Annotated in this window: 16 protein-coding genes; 5 read left to right on the top strand and 11 right to left on the bottom strand. The window is 50.0% G+C overall.

Going from position 1 to position 18,502, the window contains the following annotated elements:
* Positions 1–61: 61 nt before the first annotated feature.
* From JTN23_RS21735 to JTN23_RS21715, 5 genes are all read right to left on the bottom strand, one after another.
* The gene (locus JTN23_RS21735) at positions 62–1,552 is read right to left on the bottom strand and encodes an L-lactate permease (protein ID WP_247237175.1); all 1,491 of its coding nucleotides are present in this window, start codon (positions 1,550–1,552) and stop codon (positions 62–64) included.
* 129 nt (positions 1,553–1,681) lie between these two features.
* Complete coding sequence (locus JTN23_RS21730) at positions 1,682–2,584, bottom strand: alpha/beta fold hydrolase (RefSeq protein WP_247237174.1); 903 nt, start codon at positions 2,582–2,584, stop codon at positions 1,682–1,684.
* A 79-nt stretch (positions 2,585–2,663) separates the two neighbouring features.
* Complete coding sequence (locus JTN23_RS21725; RefSeq protein WP_247237173.1) at positions 2,664–3,242, bottom strand: Crp/Fnr family transcriptional regulator; 579 nt, start codon at positions 3,240–3,242, stop codon at positions 2,664–2,666.
* Between the two features lie 324 nt (positions 3,243–3,566).
* Entirely contained in the window at positions 3,567–3,767 is a 201-nt protein-coding gene (locus JTN23_RS21720; protein WP_247237172.1) for a hypothetical protein, read from the bottom strand.
* A gap of 33 nt (positions 3,768–3,800) precedes the next feature.
* Positions 3,801–4,097: an alpha/beta hydrolase family protein gene (locus JTN23_RS21715; RefSeq protein ID WP_247237171.1), complete on the bottom strand. Its 297-nt coding sequence runs from the start codon at positions 4,095–4,097 to the stop codon at positions 3,801–3,803.
* 509 nt (positions 4,098–4,606) lie between these two features.
* Here JTN23_RS21715 and JTN23_RS21710 point away from each other — a divergent pair.
* A complete protein-coding gene (locus JTN23_RS21710) occupies positions 4,607–5,746 on the top strand; it encodes a retropepsin-like aspartic protease (RefSeq protein WP_247237170.1) in 1,140 nt (379 codons plus the stop codon).
* A gap of 144 nt (positions 5,747–5,890) precedes the next feature.
* Here the strand turns inward: JTN23_RS21710 and JTN23_RS21705 are convergent, their stop codons facing one another.
* Positions 5,891–6,736, bottom strand: coding sequence for an FRG domain-containing protein (locus JTN23_RS21705; protein ID WP_247237169.1), 846 nt, complete (start codon positions 6,734–6,736; stop codon positions 5,891–5,893).
* A gap of 155 nt (positions 6,737–6,891) precedes the next feature.
* Entirely contained in the window at positions 6,892–8,859 is a 1,968-nt protein-coding gene (locus JTN23_RS21700; protein WP_247237168.1) for a sialate O-acetylesterase, read from the bottom strand.
* Positions 8,860–9,092: 233 nt separating this feature from the next.
* Between JTN23_RS21700 and JTN23_RS21695 the strand changes: the two genes are divergently transcribed.
* The 4 genes from JTN23_RS21695 (at position 9,093) to JTN23_RS21680 (ending at position 13,950) form a co-directional block, all read left to right on the top strand.
* Complete coding sequence (locus tag JTN23_RS21695; protein ID WP_247237167.1) at positions 9,093–10,475, top strand: UDP-N-acetylmuramate--L-alanine ligase; 1,383 nt, start codon at positions 9,093–9,095, stop codon at positions 10,473–10,475.
* Between the two features lie 193 nt (positions 10,476–10,668).
* Positions 10,669–11,271: an LOG family protein gene (locus JTN23_RS21690; protein WP_247237166.1), complete on the top strand. Its 603-nt coding sequence runs from the start codon at positions 10,669–10,671 to the stop codon at positions 11,269–11,271.
* Positions 11,272–11,287: 16 nt separating this feature from the next.
* Positions 11,288–12,877: an OmpA family protein gene (locus JTN23_RS21685; protein ID WP_247237165.1), complete on the top strand. Its 1,590-nt coding sequence runs from the start codon at positions 11,288–11,290 to the stop codon at positions 12,875–12,877.
* A gap of 281 nt (positions 12,878–13,158) precedes the next feature.
* Complete coding sequence (locus tag JTN23_RS21680; protein WP_247237164.1) at positions 13,159–13,950, top strand: LytR/AlgR family response regulator transcription factor; 792 nt, start codon at positions 13,159–13,161, stop codon at positions 13,948–13,950.
* Here the strand turns inward: JTN23_RS21680 and JTN23_RS21675 are convergent, their stop codons facing one another.
* From JTN23_RS21675 to JTN23_RS21660, 4 genes are all read right to left on the bottom strand, one after another.
* A complete protein-coding gene (locus tag JTN23_RS21675; RefSeq protein WP_247237163.1) occupies positions 13,951–15,000 on the bottom strand; it encodes a sensor histidine kinase in 1,050 nt (349 codons plus the stop codon).
* The gene (locus tag JTN23_RS21670; RefSeq protein ID WP_247237162.1) at positions 14,997–16,046 is read right to left on the bottom strand and encodes a sensor histidine kinase; all 1,050 of its coding nucleotides are present in this window, start codon (positions 16,044–16,046) and stop codon (positions 14,997–14,999) included. Before JTN23_RS21670 ends, JTN23_RS21675 begins: the two co-directional genes overlap by 4 nt.
* 53 nt (positions 16,047–16,099) lie before the next feature.
* Positions 16,100–17,212, bottom strand: a complete 1,113-nt coding sequence (locus tag JTN23_RS21665; RefSeq protein ID WP_247237161.1) for a sensor histidine kinase — start codon at positions 17,210–17,212, stop codon at positions 16,100–16,102.
* Between the two features lie 206 nt (positions 17,213–17,418).
* On the bottom strand, positions 17,419–18,348 hold the full coding sequence (locus JTN23_RS21660) for a hypothetical protein (protein WP_247237160.1): 930 nt from the start codon (positions 18,346–18,348) through the stop codon (positions 17,419–17,421).
* Positions 18,349–18,502: the final 154 nt, after the last annotated feature.

Genomic DNA, 18,502 nt, shown 5'->3' with positions numbered 1-18,502 from the left:
ATGTCAATGGCAGGCTGGCTTCTGCCTTGGCCAGTGATTGCTACTGATAAAAGTACATTTACTAAGGATTTACCATAAAATGTATGTACAGTACCCCGACCAGCCCTACCAGAACCATGTACAGCAGACACGGTCCCACGAGGATTTTCAGGAGATCTTTTTCCTGCCCTTGACTCTGAATAGCCGCCTGCACCACCGCAATATTCTGCAGCGCAACGGCATTGCCGATAGAGGCTCCCGCTAGCTGCAGGCTCAGCATTATACCGGGGTCGACGGCAAGTAAAGTTGCCGAGGTATATATTTCCTGACCGAAGAGTAAGTTAGAAACAGTAGCGCTACCGGCGGCAAAGCTACCCAGGGCGCCAAAGAAAGGGGTCAGAAAAACGGCCAGGCTGGTAGGAAGGCGGGGCAGGACGGGAGAAAGAAATGACTGCTGGCTCAGAACCAGGTTCTGGGCAATGGCGGCAATGAACAAAATGGCCAGAGCAGGCCTGGGAACCGACCGTAAGGCCACCCTGAAAGCGGGCTCTATCTTACTCCACTGGAATCTGCTTCCGGACACCAGCATCAGGATCAGAGGCATCGTAAAGAAGGCCATACCGGGCTGGAAAAGGTACAGCCGTCGGCTTGCTCCGTCCCAGAGAGGCAGGGTGATATGGTTCCCTTTAAAAAGCAGCCGACCCGCGATCAGCAGCAGGCTGAGGCCGATGTAGGGCAGAAAAGCCAGCAGAAATCCTTTTATATCCAGCTCTCTTTGGGGGGCGGGTACCTCTTCAGACAGAAACAGGCGGTACTTGACCGAGAGAATCACCAGGAACAGCCCCACCAGCCCGCCCAGCAACGAAGGGAACTCGGGCCCCAGGAAGGAGATCAGCCAGGCCGGAAAGGTAAAGGCAAAGCCTGACCAGAGCGCAAAGGGTATGTACTTCCGTACCTGAAGAGCCGCTGGTTCAGGAAAGTGCCGGTGGAGCAGCCCTACCAGCAGCAAAGGGACGATCCAGCCCGTACTGAGGTTAAGCAGGGAGGCCGTAGTAGCAATAGTCGGACTATCCAATTCGGCAAATCCGATTTTGATGGGAGTACCCACCGCTCCGAATGCGACGGCCGTCGTGTCAGCCCATAAGGGCAGGGCCACCGCCAGCGATACCGGGAAGCCCAGCGAAGCCAGCAGAGGAGCTATCATCAACGCCGGGGTACCAAAGCCCGCGCTTCCTTCAATAAAACTACCGAATAGCCAGGTCAGCAGGAGTACCTGGATAACGGTACGCGAAGTAATGCCCCGGAGCCCCTCGTTGATCTGGTCAATAACCTGATGTTCTTTCAGGTAGTTCAGGAAAAAGATGGCTCCGGTCAGTACCAGGCTTATTTCTAACGCCACAAACAGCCCCATCACCAGCCCCAGAGCTAGCTGATCGGCCGGACTCCCCAGCAGCAGAAACAATCCGACGCTGGAGGGGTAGCTGACCAGGGCTGCCAGCCACAGCGGCTTGCGTAGCCCCACTGTAAACAGAATCAGGATTCCGAAGGGTACTATAAAATGTACTAAAGCCATAGGCCTTGCCTGTCTTTTCTGCGGTTTGGGTGGAGAGTAGTGTTCCTCCCTATCTAGAAAAAAGTACAGGCGTTCACGTACCTACTTACGTCCTGCTTTTGCAGGTACTATTGTTTTTAGCCAGAGCTTTTATTCGTAATGACCTTTCAGAATACTTGTATAATCCGCCGGATTGTGCAGCCACGGAATGTGTCCGCTGTTTTTGATGGTAAGTACCCTGGCCGTCGGATAGCGATGGATGACAAAGTCTTTGCTGGTTTGATAAATATCCTGATCGCCGTAGACAATCGTGATGGGATAGCCCGGCTGCTCCTGTCTGGCCAGTACTGGGTACTTCACGATCTCCGGTCGGGTGCGGTTGATGGGCTCGGCCCTTAGATTCGTAAAGTCTACTCCCAGGTTTTCGGTGTCAATGAAGTCGTCGTTGTAGTTTTTCATGACCTGCGTGAAGAGACGGCCGTAGGCCCTATCACTGCCCATCATACCCAACAGGTTGTTCCAGCCCATGTTGGCCCATTGCCAGCTGGTACACTTGGATTTATTGAGCTGCATCACCTCTTTCTCCGTTTGTTTCCATTCCAGGTTGGTACCCGAGCCGGGGCAGCACAGGAAGAGGCTCAGCAGGTTATCGGAGTACTTGTCAGCGTAGATCTGCGCATACAATCCACCCCACGAGTGCCCCCACAAGTGGAACTTGCCTACTCCATAAAAGCGCCTGATTACTTCTATATCGCTCAGGTAGGCTTCCATGGAATAATCCTTGCTTACGCAGGGCGACTTGCGGGTACCTCTCTGGTGAAAAGTGATGATCTGGAAACGGTCTTTCAGGATGTCTGCCACTTCCAGCAGATCGCTGGGGAAGCCCGGGCCTCCGTGTAGCAGGATCACAGTCTCCTTATCCGGATTGGGGTAAATGGTCGTATAGAGCTTATCACCCTTGTTATCCACTATATTAGTTACGTATGCTTCACTTGCCTGCACTTTTGCCGCCAATGATGCCAGGATGGTCATACCGAAGATTATCTGTCTCATGTTGATTACTGATTAGGTGTTTCAATGAGACAAAGTTGGGTGTTGGCCAAGCGATTTCTGTTAACATTTGATAAAATCGCTATTCTCTCGAAAGCTCACTTCGCAGCCTGCTGAACGAGACGTGGGTAATACCCAGGTAAGAGGCAATAACGTGGTGGGGAATCAGGTTTTCCAGGTTGGGGTACTGCTTTCGCATGGCTATGAGTCTCTCTTTGGCACTGAACGAGCGCAGAGCTACCTCGACTAACACGGCCGTCGAAAGCTCCCTTTCTACCACCCGTTGTCCAAAGTCACGAAACTCCTTATTGGTAGTTCGCAGCTCATCAAGCTTCTCAACCGGAATTTCGGCCAGGACAGCATCCGTCAGCGTTTGCAGGCTGAATAGGCTCTTTCCCTCGCTGGTTCTGGCAAAGTGAGGAGTGATAACTGAATGGGACAGGTAGAACCCGGTTGTTACACTATCACCCTTATCGGAATTATTATATCGATGGGCAACGCCTGAAATCATTAGGTACTCGCTGTAATTCTTCTTGCCCTCAATAAATATGTCTACGTTCTTAGGTAATTCTATGATAGTAGCCTGCTCTCTGAACAGTTGCTTAGAAGTTGAAGAGCTTATACCAAAGCTTTGTAATAGATGGTCTACCGTATCTGCCATTAGTAAATAGGGGACTTAGTTATAGCCTTAAGGTACCCCGGCTAGTGAGGTACTTGCTGAGGGGTAGCTGGTGTGGGGTAGCTACTGAATTAGTTGGGAGCCGAAGCTGCTTCTGTATTTCTTTTTATAAAATCAGCCAACAGGTCTCGATAGATACTCTCCGGGGCGTACGAAGGTTCTTCCAGAGCTCTCCGTGGTTGAGCCGGTGTACATGCATGACCTCTAGCTTCGCATAGTTAGCCTCCTGTAGCTTATCCTCAAATAAACGGGTATACTATAAAGGTATTAATTTTAGAGCTCAGCAGCATGGGCGTAGACAAGCTATTAGCTGGTTTGTGAGCCTGATTCAAATTCTTTGGGAGTTAATCCAAACACGCTACCGATGTGGTTATCCGCAAAGGCCGCTCCGTTACCGATGATCAGTACCTGGTGGTAATGCCGGATTTCATAAGTACCTGCCATGGGGATAACTCCCTTGATCAGGCTTTTTGATAGACCTTCGCTGGCCAGATACTGCCCATCCATCACAATCAGGGCTGCCAGGTGCCCACCCGATGATTACCCTCCCACAAATATAGTTCTATCGGAGTACCCGTTGGTACCCGCATTAGCGTGCAGGTACTTAATGGCCCGGGCTATGTCCCTGATGTGTTCAGGGTGCTTGATGCCGATGTTCAGGGCCGGGTCCTTCCAGGTGGCGGCACTGAGCCGGCGACTGGCCGAAGCCACTGCAAAGCCCTTCGCGGCCATCTTTCGGACTACGTCCATCTCCATACTCCGGTTGACGTACGACCAGGCCCCGCCCCCAATCCAGACTAACAGCGGCGGCTTCGTTACGTTTTTGGGTAACACCACACCAGGTTCAGTTTATGATTCGCCATGTCCTGGTCAGCTCCTTGGTAATAAGGTAGAGCGCTGATTTCGGTATAGGTTGTTCCGGTGCTGGCAATCTGGGCATACATTGGGTAACCCCACCATATAAGTAATGCTACAAGTACAGGTTTCATTGGGATGATGGTTAGGTGTTATGAGGTACTTGTTTATGCTAAGGCTGTTGTTAGTACAGGTTGACCAAGTACTTGTGAGAAATACCTGGTATGACGAGAATTCTCTTCAATTCGTATAAAGGTAGCTGTAATAGGTTGTAATTGAGGTGCTAATGCTGTGGGTGTTAACTATTTTTTTGATTATTTTCTCCATCTTTACCTGTGTCGTCAGCGGCAAGCGAAGTACCTGCATAGTAGCTTATTTTCCCACCAGATAAGGCCATAAATCATCCAGCGATCATGAAGCTATCCTATCACTCAATCTCAGTTCTGCTGTTAGCAGTACTACTAAGTAGTTGCGGTGGATTTATAGAACACATGCATAAGCGGAAAGCCGTGCGGAGTGGCTATGTAACGCAGAAGGGGTTTGTGCGTGAAATTCCCTTTGAAATGTACGTAAGCAATAAGCTTATTATTGAAGCCAAGCTAAACGGCTCTTCCCGCACTTACCGCTTTATTGTTGATTCAGGTGCACTATCAGTACTTTCTAAAAATGTAGCCGAAGAGTTGGGCCTGATCAAACCCGGGAAGAAGGCCCTCCCTGCTCATATAGTATTAGACAAGGTAGAAATAGCCGGATTGGCTTTTAACAAGGTAGGAACCATGGTGTTTGACCTGGAAAAAGATCCATTCTTATCCAAGTGTGCGCAGGTCGATGGTATGATCGGTACCTCCGTATTGAAGCACTTTATCTGGCACTTTGACTTCCGTAACCAGAAAATCCTGGTATCCGAAACACCCGATTCCTTGCCATCTGCTGCTTCCGAAATTAGTTTACCTTTCACTACCGATGAGTACAACCGCGCCCGGGTCAACTGTACTTTCCCCAATGGAAAAACTAAAAAATTCATCTTCGATACGGGAGGAAATGGCTTTATGACTAATGATATCGCCTTGTTTGAAGACCTTAGGTCACAGGTACAGTACAAGGCTAATTCTGGGCAGGCCAATTACGGTGGCCTGAGAGCCCCGGTCTACGACAACACGAGCTATACCGCCCGTATTACCAATTTTAAAGTTGGGCATTTACCGGTAGATACCGTGGAGGTACAATTTATTCCTAGAACGGCCAATCATGTGGGCTGGCATTTTTTGCACAATTACACTGTCACGTTTGATTGGAACAAGCGAAAGGTTGGATTGATCCCCTACGCCCAGCAACTCCCATTGGGTAGTCCATCATCCTTCGGCTTTACCTTATTTTATAAGGTAGATACGCCAACTAATGAAAAGCGGATGATTGTAGCAGCGGTCGACAAAGATTCTCCTGCTGATAAAGCAGGCCTGAAGGCTGGTGATCGGGTCATACAGGTAGGGAATAAAGATTATCGGGTGCTCACGGATGAGTGTGTCGTATTTGAAGGCGTAGAGATAGAAGGCAATGAAGCGCAATTGACCATTCTAAGGGATGATCAACCACAGGTGGTAACGGTGAAACTGGCGGCAGTTGACAAATAGCTAAGGCAGGTATGTCAACAGTATGAATGGCTGCTAATACCTCTTCAAAGTGAAGCCATCCCTTTTTCGTAGCAGGTGAAGACACCGGTAGCTAAAGTTAAAAAGTAGCTTTTATTTCCTATCAGCTACAGCAGATTGCGCTACTCAAGTCAAGCCTCTTTCTTGTGCATATTTAAGTGTATCACCTGTATCTCCAAAGTTTGATAAGTTACTATACTTTATTACTAATGACTTTGCAAATCCATCCAGTCCGGGAAAAATTGTAGCTCTCGTTATATTCATTTTTATCATATCTCTGATAGCTATTTTCTTTTGACTTGCCGGAATGGTAACTTTCATTATAGTTTGGTGCTTTATATTACCTAGGAAGTCAAATTGGCTAACGAGCTTTTCATGAGGGTTGCACTGACACAGAAATATCGATTGTTGTAAAAAGTACCTATGATTTAGGTTTGACGGTTCAACAGGAATTATACAGTTCAAATCACCTTCTTTTGATTTATCGTAAACTCTCTCAAACACTATATCATTATAAGCATAATTATCCTCGTAATATGGATAACCTATTTTGCTTTCTAAGTAATAAGCAGCTTTCTGAGCTAGAAAGATCTTATTTACAATCCAGATAGCGATTTCTTCTGTATCTGAATTTGCTTGTTCAAAGGCAAAATACGCTGCTATATATGGTGACTTTGTAAAGTCTAATAATCTTGACGGTGCTCCGAAATGTTGCAACATGGAAAACCACTCCAATAAAGTTGTTGGAAGTTTTTCATTCTCTAAATAGAATTTAGCTCCTTTCTGGAACTCTAATAGATGCTTATCCTCAAATTCTGGATAATTTATAAGTATATCAGATCTCTCCAGTGTAGTTGTAAGATCCCATGCAGAGTTAGCCTGACCCCTAAATATCCATTCTAATCTAGATCTCTCAGCTAATTCTTTATACTCTGCCCAGCTTTCAAGTTTTATTTCCTTATAGTAGCTCATTTTCTGCTAGTCTGTTGACTACTAAATATACAAAGATGAGTGTTAGCATGTAGCTGCACCACATTTACGTTTTTATCAGCATTACCGCCAGCAAATAAAGATTTTGAATATTGAAGTAGCTGGCGTTACTCACCAGCTACTTCAACACTTCATACTTACTCAAACTTTCGCCCCTCCGTCACGCCTTTCCAGGTATCGGTACGGAAGGGGGAAGCGGGTAAGCCTTCGGCGTTGTAGAGGTTGGCGTCGGTGGGGGAGTTGGACCAGCCGTAGCGTACGGCCACGGGAGTAGGTACCTGCGGGTGCGACACTACTACTGTAGTACCTTCTATACGGGCGGAAGCGTAGTAGAACTTCTTGTCTGCCCCGGCTATTTCAAAACCTTTGAGGTACCCGTATTTGTCTTTGGTGGTAAGGCCACCGCCCACGTTATCGAAGTTAAGGATGGCCTGACCGTTGCTGAACTGTACATCTTTGTAGGTTGGTCCACTGTATACCAGATCCTGGCCGTAGGCTACCTTCAGGGCCGAAAGCGCCAGGCGCTTTCCTACGTCCTGCTTATTAGTCGGGTGAATATCGTCGGGGTTACCGATGTCAGTGGTTACGGCCATGCCGGTCTTGGGCAAACGCAGGGTCATTGCCTGAGCTTCGCGGAGTTCGGCCCAGTCGCTGCCGTCGTTGCTGCTCTGGTTGGGGCCGAAGTTGGCCAGCTGCACAAACAGGAACGGAAATCCGTAGCCCCAGTCCTGCCGCCAGCTGTTGATCAGGAGCGGGAAGGACTGACGGTACTGCTGGGCCCGGCCGGCGTTGGTTTCGCCCTGGTACCAGAGCGCGCCCGCAATGGTGTAGGGCACCAGTGGCGCGATCATGGCATTGTAGATGGTAGTACCTACGTTGTTCATGAAGTGGTCGTAGGTACGCGTAGCCTTCCAGGAGGGAATCATGTTCCAGCGGGTATCGACCAACGGAATAGAGGTACCGGCTCCTTTGACAGAGAAGTCGGCGGGAGCTCCCATGAAGCCCATACCAAAGTACTGTGGCTCACGATTGGGCTCCATCCTGATCAGGAGCGAGTTACCTCCCTGCTGCCAGGTACCGGCGGGCAGCTTGATCGCGATAGGCTCTTTGGTAGTACCTTCAAATACCTTCTTACCGTTGATATAGAACGCCAGGTCGCCGGTATTGCGGCCAAAGTGGAGGGTAGTTTCGGCAGAGGTCAGCTCGGCCGGTACATCCACCGTGCGCTGCACGTAGGCCGTACCCCGGAAGCCCCCGACGCCCTGCCACACCCACTGTCCCATGGGGTTTACTTTCAGCTTCCACTGGCTGTAATCGTAGCCGGGCTTGAGGTAGGTACTTTCGTCTACGGCGCCGATGTTGTAAGTATCAGTACCGTACGTCTGCCTGATGAGCTTTTGTTCCTGGCGCTTGGCGTCCTCGTCCCAGTTGCGGGCCATGGTTTGGGGGTAGTAGTAGAGTACATCAGACTCCTTCATAGCCTTCTCGCTGATCCAGCCCTCAATTTGAGAGCCTCCCCACGACGAGTGGATGAGGCCTACGGGTACGTCCAGTTTCTGCGAAATATCACGCGCAAAGAAGTACCCTACCGCCGAGAAATCGCCTACGGTACTGGGTGAAGCCACTTTCCATTCGCCCTTACCAAGGTCTTTCTGTGGTTCAAAGGCCAGCTCATGCGCTACCTCAAAGTGCCGGATGGTAGAGTTGTTGGCCGAAGCTATTTCTGCCTTGGCATTATCGGAACTTCGTACTTTCCACTCCATATTCGACTGTCCCGACAGCAGCCATACTTCGCCGATCAGTATATCGTTGAAGGTAATCTGGTCTTTTTTACCTTTTATAATGAGCTGGTAGGGGCCACCCGCGGGCATGATGGGTAGATCAGTGATCCACTTGCCGTCAGGACCGGCTTTGGCGGTGACAGTACGACCATTAAGGGTGACAGTTACTTTTTCACCTTTATCGGCCCAACCCCATACCATGATGACTTTATCGCGCTGCAGCACCATGTGGTCACCAAATACTCGCGCTACTTTGAGCTGCGCGAAGGTCAGACTGGTGGAAAGGAGGAAAAATAGCAGGGGGAGAATTTGTTTCGTTGTCATATGCAGCGGCTAGGTCAATCTTATTTTTTGTGCGAAGATACACTACGTATCTATAACAGTATATCTGGTTTGATTTACTCAATAGTAACTCTGAGATTAGCTTTTCGGGCCAGAATAATTGGTATAGTACACGGAGGCCTAAGCGGTTGTCCCGACTAAGCCAGGTACTCCAACGTCAGGATAGGAAAAATCTTGTTAACTTCGCTGCCAATCAGTAATTACAAATAGATAGTATGAGTCAATCAACTCCGTCTCGTAAAATACACTTCATCTCCATTGGGGGGAGTATTATGCATAACCTCGCCATCGAGCTAAAACGCAAAGGTTTTACTATCACCGGATCCGATGATGAGATATATGAGCCTTCGCGTACCCGCCTGGCCAGTCATGGTCTGTTGCCGGAAGAAATAGGCTGGTTTCCCGAAAAAGTAACTACCGACCTGGAAGCGGTCATCCTGGGTATGCACGCCCGGCAGGATAACCCTGAGTTGCTCAAAGCCCAGGAGCTGGGGTTAAAGGTATATTCGTACCCGGAATTTATATTTGAGCAAAGCAAGGATAAGCAGCGCATTGTAGTGGCCGGTAGCCACGGCAAGACCTCCATTACCTCCATGATCCTGCACGTACTGCGGTACAACCAGCGCAAGTGCAACTATCTGGTAGGCGCTCAGCTGGAAGGCTTTGATAATATGGTTCGACTGGACGAGGACTCACCCATGATCATTGTGGAAGGTGACGAGTACCTGACTTCTCCCCTCGACCCTACGCCGAAGTTCCTGCATTACCAGGCGCACATAGCCCTGATCAGTGGTATTGCCTGGGACCACTTCAACGTATTCCCTACCTGGGAGGCCTACGTGAAGCAGTTTGAACTATTGGCCGACAGTCTACCCAAGGCCGGTGTGATCATATTTGACGAAACGGATGATATGCTGGACGTGATCGGACAGAAGGAGCGCCCCGATGTGACCAAGATCCCGTACGAAGCGCACCCGTACAAGGTGGTGAATGGACAGACCTTCCTCAAGACCAAGAGCCAGGGTGATGTACCTCTGCTGGTATTCGGGGAGCACAACATGAAAAACATCAGCGGTGCCCGTATCGTCTGCGAGCGACTGGGTATTACCGATGAGGAGTTCTACCGCGCTATTCAGGCTTTTAAGGGAGCCTCCAACCGCCTCGAGCTGCTAGGCAAGAATGATCAGACCATTATCTATAAAGACTTTGCCCATGCGCCCTCCAAGGTAGAGGCTACCACCCGTGCCGTAAAGGAGCAGTTTCCGAAGCGGAAGTTGGTAGCCTGTGCTGAGTTGCATACTTTCAGTAGCCTCAACAAGACCTTCCTGAGCCAGTACCGCGATAAGTTTGAGGCAGCCGATGTGGCGGTTGTATTCTATAACCCCCAGACCATTGAGCACAAGCGCCTGGAACCGATCACGGAGCAGGATATCCGTACCGCCTTCAAGCGTAACGATCTCAAGGTTTTTACAGAGAAGGAGCCGCTTCAGGAGTTCCTCAGAAGTCAGTCGTGGCAAAACGCCAACCTGCTGATGATGAGCTCAGGTACCTTTGGCGGCCTGGATCTGAAAGCCCTGGCGGCGGAGATAGTAGGGTAGTGGGGAGCTGTTAGCTATTAGTAGTTAGGTATTAGCTTTTTTATTGATCAGTGAAAAAAGCCAACGCCTGCCGAAGAGGTACTTACACATCATACTGATTGTTAAGTATTAAGCATACCTAACACCTAACCAGCTAACGCCTAGCAGCCTAAAAAACTAATACCTAATAATTAAAAGCTAACAGCTAATAATAATGAAATCTGTAGTAGTGTATTGTGGGGCAAATCCGGGTAATAAGCCGGTATATACAGAAGTAGCGCACCAGTTAGGAAAAGAATTGGCGGCGCGAAATACAAAAGTAATCTACGGCGGCGGTAACCTGGGACTAATGGGTACCATTGCCAATGGGGTACTTGAAAACGGCGGAAGCGTGACGGGTATCATTCCCAACTTCCTGGCTAAGCTGGAAGTAGCGCATAAGACGCTGTCAGAGATTCATTTTGTGGAGACGATGCACGAGCGTAAGGCCAAAATGGTATCCATGTCGGATGGCGTTATTGCACTGCCCGGCGGCTACGGTACTATGGATGAGCTGTTTGAGATACTGGCCTGGTCACAGCTGAAGATCTTCCACGGCCCGGTCGGCTTGCTGAATGTCAACGGCTTTTACGACCACCTGCTGGTACACCTCGACAAGATGGTAGAGGAGGGTTTTCTGCGGCCGGAGAACCGGGCGCTGTTGCTGGTAGCCGATACGGCCGATGCCCTGCTGGAAAAGATGGAAGCCTTCCTGGCTACACGTGAGGAAAATAAGACGCTGGATACATCGTTGTATGTAACAGATCCGTCTAAGTAATAGCCTGATTATAAAAATGCGCGTTGTACCCTCTTTCCTGGTTGCTCTTCTTGTTAGTACCTTTTCTGTAGCTCAGACGCCCCCCCGGCTCGAAAACCTGGGGCAGACGATTAACTCTGAGTTTAACGAAATCGGTCCGGTTATTTCACCCGATGGGAAGACCCTGTACTACGCGCGCATCAGTCATCCGCAGAATACCTTCGGAGCCAAGGGAAGCCAGGATATCTGGTACTCCGAAAATCAGAACGGGCAGTGGTCGCCGGCACGGCGCCTGCCCGCTCCACTTAACAAGGAAGAGTACAACAGCCTCTACAGCATCTCACCCGATGGGAATACCGCCCTGCTAAAAGGCGCCTACCTCAATGGCCGCTACGAAACCCGCGGCTTCTCCATTAGCCAGCGTACGGCCAAGGGCTGGTCAGCACCGCAGAAGCTGGATATACCCGGCTACGAAAAAATGAGCAAGGGGCAGTTTGACTGCGGGTACCTATCCACCGACGGTAGGGTACTGCTGATGGCCTTCAGCGAGAAGAAAAACAGCAAGGACGACGATATTTACGTAAGCTTCAAGGAGAAAGGCGGTAAGTGGACCAAGCCCATGAACCTGGGCTCGGAGATCAATACCGATGATTTTACCGAAACTACCCCTTTTCTGGCTCCTGATGGGGTGACGCTGTACTTTTCGAGCAATCGCCCCGGCGGCCAGGGCAGCAACGATGTTTACTACACCAAGCGCATCGACAAGACCTGGAAGCGCTGGAGCAAGCCCGTTAACCTCGGTCCGGCGGTCAATACCGATGGCTACGATGCCTACTACACCGTATCCGCGGCGGGTGACTACGCCTACATGACTTCTTTTAAGGAAACTCTAGGCAAAGGCGACGTCGTTCGTATAGACCTGCGACCTAAAACGCAGCCGGGCGAAGCCCAGCCTACCGAACCCGTGGCACCGGCTCCTGATCCTGTGGTACTGGTGAGTGGGAAGGTGATCGACTCCAAAACCGGCAAACCCGTAGAGGCACAGATCATCTACGAAGATATGGCTAGTGGTGAGGAAGCCGGTACGGCTACTACCAATCCCCTTACGGGTGAATATAAGCTGGTACTTCCCTACGGTAAGAAGTACAGCATGCGGGCCGTAGCGCCTAACTTCATTGCCGAAGGTGAGAATGTAGACCTTACCGACTCCACTACCGCTCAGCAGGGGAAAGGCTACCGGGAGATCAGTAATAAATCCCTGAAGCTGGTACCCATCGAGGAAGGACAGATTGTGCGGCTGAATAACATCTCGTTTGAGTTTGGTAAATCGACCCTGCGCCCTGAATCCTTTACGGAGCTGGACCGCATCGCTCTCACCATGACCCAAAACAACAAGCTGTTTATTGAGCTGGGAGGACATACCGATAACGTAGGTACCGACGCCGCTAACCTCAAGCTCTCGCAGGACCGCGCCGATGCCGTACGGGAGTACCTGATCGGTAAAGGCATAGAACCCGACCGGGTCGCCAGCAAAGGGTATGGTGAAAGCCGTCCAATGGCCACTAACGAAACGCCCGAGGGGCAAGCTGCCAACCGCCGGGTAGAGTTTACGATTCTGAAAAAGTAGTGCTAGGTGTACAGTGAGGAGTTGGTAAGGCAGACTGTTTATGGATTATTTTCTCTACCGCGTGCTGTGGTATAGTACCCTGGGAGGGTTGTTTGGGTGGCTGTACTATAAGAAGAACCTACTACTTAGCACTGCCTCCTGAAGACCATACTGTACAGTTCAACCCCGGTTATTGTGATTTCACCTTTTTTTTTGCTCACTTTATAGTACCAGGCGTTGATGCAGATTCCGAAAGTAAATAGCTTTACGTAGTATCTTTTATACTTTTAAGCTGTTTCTGCATGAATGTTTTTATCATAGAGGACGAAGAGCTGGCTGTACGCAAACTGACGCGGTTGCTGGAGGAGGTAGACCCAAGTCTGCGCGTGGTAGGTACTGCTCCGAGTGTGCGGGCTTCTGTAAAGTGGCTGGAAAATAATACGACCGATCAGGCTTCGGCTCCGGACCTAATCCTGATGGACATTGAACTGGCCGACGGACAGAGTTTTGAGATTTTTGAGCAGACGACAGTATCGGCACCGGTTATCTTTACGACTTCTTACGATGAATACGCCCTGCGGGCTTTTAAAGTCAATAGTATTGATTACCTGCTGAAGCCCATCAAGCGCCACGAGCTCGAGGCCAGCCTCGAAAAGCACCGGCGGCTAAGCACTGGCAATGGAGGGGAGGCCTCTTCCCGTATCGCTATTGATGCGCTGGTGCAGCAGCTTCGCCAGCAGGTATCTCCGGCTGATTACCGGCGCCGGTTTCTGGTACGTCACCTGTCGCAGTGGGTACCCGTGGAGGTACAGGATATTGCCTTCTTCTACTCTGAGGCCGGCGTCAGCTTGTTCCGTACCCGTACCAATCAGAAGTTCTCGCTGGACTATACCCTGGATGAGCTCGAGGCCATGCTGGATCCTGAACATTTTTTCCGGTCCAACCGCCAGTACATTGTCAGTATCCATTCGGTGCAACAGATTCACCCGTACTTCAACAACAAACTTAAGCTAACGCTCAAGCCCGATCCTGACGATGAGGTACTGGTCAGCCGTGAACGGGCTACCGACTTCAAGAAATGGATGGGAAAATAGCTACTTCATCTCGGCCAGCCGGCTTTCGGTTACCAGTGGCATACTCACCACAAACCAGTCCGGCTGTTCTTCAATAATCAGTTCCCCCTCATTAAGCAACCCGTACCGGATGGTCAGGTTGGTGAGGCCGGCTCCGGTGGTCTCCACGCGGAGCGGCTTGCGTTGTAGACTATTGGCTACCGATAGCCGCTGGTCGGGCGTAGTATATATTCGGATGTGCAGGGGCTGCTCGGGCAGGATAACGTTGTAGCGCACCGCGTTTTCAACGAGCATCTGCAGGGTCAGAGGGGGGATAAACATGGACTTTTGTGTAGCATCGATAGAAATATCCATGATGAGCCCGGCGGGGTACCGGACCTGCAGCAAATGCCCAAACGACCGGATAAACTCTACCTCCTCGCTAAGAGGCACCAGCTGGCGCTCACTTTGCAGCAGGTACCTGAATACCGACGTAAGTTCGTCCAGAAAAGTATCGGCCCGGCTGGGGCTTTCTCTGATGAGTGACGACAGGGTATTTAAGCTATTAAACAGAAAATGCGGGTTGACCTGGTGCTGCAGCGACCGGAGTTGACTTTGCAGCGATACCTTTTCCAGCGTACTTGTTTCGATGGCCTCATGTTGCCACTGCCGTATCAGATACCAGCCTTCGTATATGACCAGGTAGATGAAGACGTGAAAAAACTGGATACCGATACTACGACTAACCTCAGCCGTGTCGGTAAAGAACATAAACTGCCCCTCGATAAAGTAGCGCGCTGAATGGCGAATAAAGAACGATACGGCCACCAGCAGCGGCATGATGGAAAGCAACCGCAGGAATCGTTGATGCGTATTGACCAGGCCTGGCGTATTGCGCTGAATGCGCAGAACAGCCCAGCGTGCTATTTGCCAGTTGATGATACCAGTTGCCAGCTCTACGGAGTCATTGAGCAGGATGGTGGTCCAGGGCCAGCTGAAAAAGTAGCGGTTGAGCCGGAAGAATACGGCTACAAACGCAAACAGGACTACCGGGCCCAGCAGGCGAAGTCGGATATCGTTGAATGGTTTCATAGGGCAGGCCTGGTTTGGGGCTGGTTGGCCAGCAGGGGGAGACTTACCGTAAAAAAGCCGTCTTCTTCGTGCATGGATATCGAATGCCCGCTCAGTAGCTGGTACTTGGAGGCGATGTTGGCCAGTCCTACCTTACTGGAGTAGGCGGCTATATTTTTACGCTGCAGGTTGTTACGCACCACCAGTACCTGCCCCTGGGTCTCAATCCGGACTACCAGTGGCTGTTCGGGCAGGATGATATTATGCTTCACCGCATTCTCGACCAGCAGCTGCAGAGTCAGCGAAGGTATCCGCAGGTCCTGCTGCCAGTCCTCTACCTCAATATGCATATCAAAACCCGCACCGTACCGGGTCTTAAGTAGTTGAAAATATGAGTTGATAAACTGCAGCTCACGCCCGAGCGTAGTAAGCTCCTGATCGCTGGACCGTAGCAGGTAGCGATACACGTTACTGATTTCGTCTACGAAGTTCTCGGCCTGCCGGGGATTCTCGTGAATCAGCATGGAAAGCGAATTAAGGCTGTTGAACAAAAAATGTGGGTTAATCTGGTTTTTCAGGGAGTCGAGCTGGCTCTGTAGTTTGTTCTTTTTCAGCCGTTCATTTTGCTCGTAAGCATGTTGCCAGGCCTGCAGGCCATAGCTACCTTCGTAGATAGCGTAGTAAATACAGTGGTAAAAGATCTGGATACCGAGCGAGTAGGTATACTCAGTGATATTTTCATGGACAAACGTGACATTATTGAAAGCGATATGAGCAAGCTGCCGGATAAACCAGGCAAAGTTGACCAGGACCGGCAAAAGCACCGCCATCCAGATTAGTCGCCGCCGGAGGTTGGTGATGCCGGGGTACTTTTTTTGTAGTGAAAGCACTACCCAACGAGTCAGGTTCCAGCATATATAGCCCGCGCTCAGCGCTATCAGATCCGTCCGGATCAGCTTATCAATTGTATAGTCAAAGTACCAGTTCAACCGAAAGAACAGCGTACCTATCAAGAACAGGATAGGAGGACCAATAAGGCGAATTTTTCTGTCGTCGGCCGCTTTCATCAGTCTGGCATGGGTTAGTAGTAGCGCGTACTGCTAAAATAGTGATAAAGGCATTATATACTCACCTCGATCAAAGGCAGCGTTACCACAAATAATCCGTTGTCCTCCCGGATGGATGGGTCGGGCTGGCTCAGCATCCGGTATTTCGCCAAGATATTGGTCAGTCCCACGCCGTTTGAGTTGATGCGGCTGCTTTTTCGCTGTACGTTATTCTGCACCAGCAGATGCCCTTCGTCATCCGTTACGATATCAATCACCAGAGGCTGGTCGGGTAGTATTATGTTGTGTTTGAAGGCGTTCTCTACCAGTAGCTGTAGTGTAAGAGGGGGTAGTTTATAGCTCTGGTACTTCTTGCCGATGTTGACGTTCAGCTGCAGGCCGTTGCCAAGGCGGGTTTTTAACAGGTGGTAGTAGGAGTTTATAAAGTCCAGTTCATTTTCCAGGTTAGTCAGGTACTGTTCATTGGATCGGAGCAGGTAGCGGTATACCGTACTAAGCTCTTCCAGAAATACCCGGGCCTGCTGGGGATTATCCTCAATGAGCGAATCCAGTACGTTCAGGCTGTTGAACAGAAAGTGCGGGTTGACCTGCTGCTTCAGAGCGTCGAGCTGGCTCTGCAGATTAGCCGCCCTCAGTTTTTCCCGTTCCTGCTCGGCCTGCTGAAGCTTTTTTTCTTTCAGCGATGATTCACGGATAAAAAACAGGGTTTCGTATATGGCCTGAAAAAACAGGAAGTTTGTAATCGCCATCACAAAGTCAAATCCGAACAAGCTCAGCGATAAGGTCATCTTGTTGAGCGTAATTCTAGCCGCTTGATGGTAGGTCTCATAGCTGGTAAAATCTCCGAAAAGTATCCAGAAGCGTATCGACCCCATAAGCCGGATAATGATGGTAAAAGCAATACTGCCGGTCAGGAATGTCAGGAACAGCCGTTTCGGAAGGAGTTGTTTTTGCGGGTATCTGTTTCGGAAATAGAGGATCAGAAACCGGTTGACATGCCAGTTTAGAAAAATGGACAGAAAGAAGACCAGGAAGCTAGCTACTAATTTGGCTGTCAACGGTTGTTGACTATAGTAGTTGGCAAAGTAGCCTATTACCGTCAGCAGGCTTATTCCGGTAATGCGTAACCACTTATCATCCAGGGTATTTATAGCTTGAGGAGTCATTAATCAATGCAATGAAAGAAATCTATTATAAAGATTACTACAAATTCTGATTTTCTAAACGCTGTTATGCGCTGAAACGGAAAAAGCCGCTGGTGAAGCGGCTTTTTCAATCAATGATCCGTCTTTGATCCTTTATGTACAGGTGGAGTCTGTTGTGTTACGTGCTTACGGTATGGGTTGGGGTTGCTATTTTCAGTGTTTTGTGCTTATTGAAGCTCCTTCAGCCAGGTACGGGCCAGATCGCGCGCGGCCATCACGGGCTCGCGTCCAATCCGGTAAAGCTGCTTCCACTCTCTGGACTTACCACGGTGCTCATCCTTCACAAATTCAACCCGATAACCTCGCTTTTCGGTTTGGGCGTCAAAATCAACCGACTCCGCCAGGGCAATAAATTCGCGCAGTTTTTTCTGTACTACCAAGTTTGGATTCTTTTCCGCCTGGTATTTGGCTTCATTACCCCGCTGTTCCTCAGCCTGTTCTTTTGCCTTAGCCAGGTGTTCTTCCTCGTTTTTCATACCCTGCTCCATCTGGCGGGCCATTGTGCGCTTCATAGACGCAAGGAATCGGGTCTTGAACTCATCCGGTTTGGAAGTAGCTAGTGGCTGTATGTGCTTCAGCTCCGTCAGCTCGCGGTTCAGGGCTGCTTTGGTAGGGGCATCGGCACCCTGCATCTGCTCCTGGAGCTGAGCTACTTGCTGAGGTAGCATCATAGCCAGGAGTTGAGGGGTCAGATTGCTGAATGCCGCCAGCGTCTGATCCAGTTGCTCATCCATTAGTGCTTTCAGGTCGGCATTTGTCATGGTGGCCGACGGATCGGGCGTATCGCTGATGTGGTACTTGTTCCGCAGCCAGCTATCGTAGCGGCTCCTGAAGTCCTCCGACTCCACATACGTCCGCACTATGGGATAAATGGCCCGTACGGCGGTAGCCCGCGCCTGGGCCGAAAGCTGCTTAGCGGCCTGGCGGCTATCGTAGGATAGGTATAAGGATGGATAGTCGTGGGTAAGCTGTTCGAATACCTGGCTGCTTACCTCCTCCTGGGTAAGCTTAAGCTCCTTGAGTACATCCGCCGGGCGGGTAGCCAGCGCACCGACAAGAGTAGCTAGCAGAAGAGCTTTGAATGATGATTTTTTCATGGCTAATGTTGATTTCTGTAATTTGGCAGGTTGGACTTACCAAGGCAAACTTGCAGAATGTCAGGGGCGTATCCAACCCGAAAGATCACGAAACGGTAATAATGCGTAATGAATTAGCCGGTTAGGCTGTTTAACAGAGAATGGATTAACACAT

Source organism: Telluribacter roseus, assembly GCF_017355915.2.
Taxonomy (GTDB): domain Bacteria; phylum Bacteroidota; class Bacteroidia; order Cytophagales; family Spirosomataceae; genus Telluribacter.
This window is presented reverse-complemented; position numbering and strand designations above follow the sequence as displayed.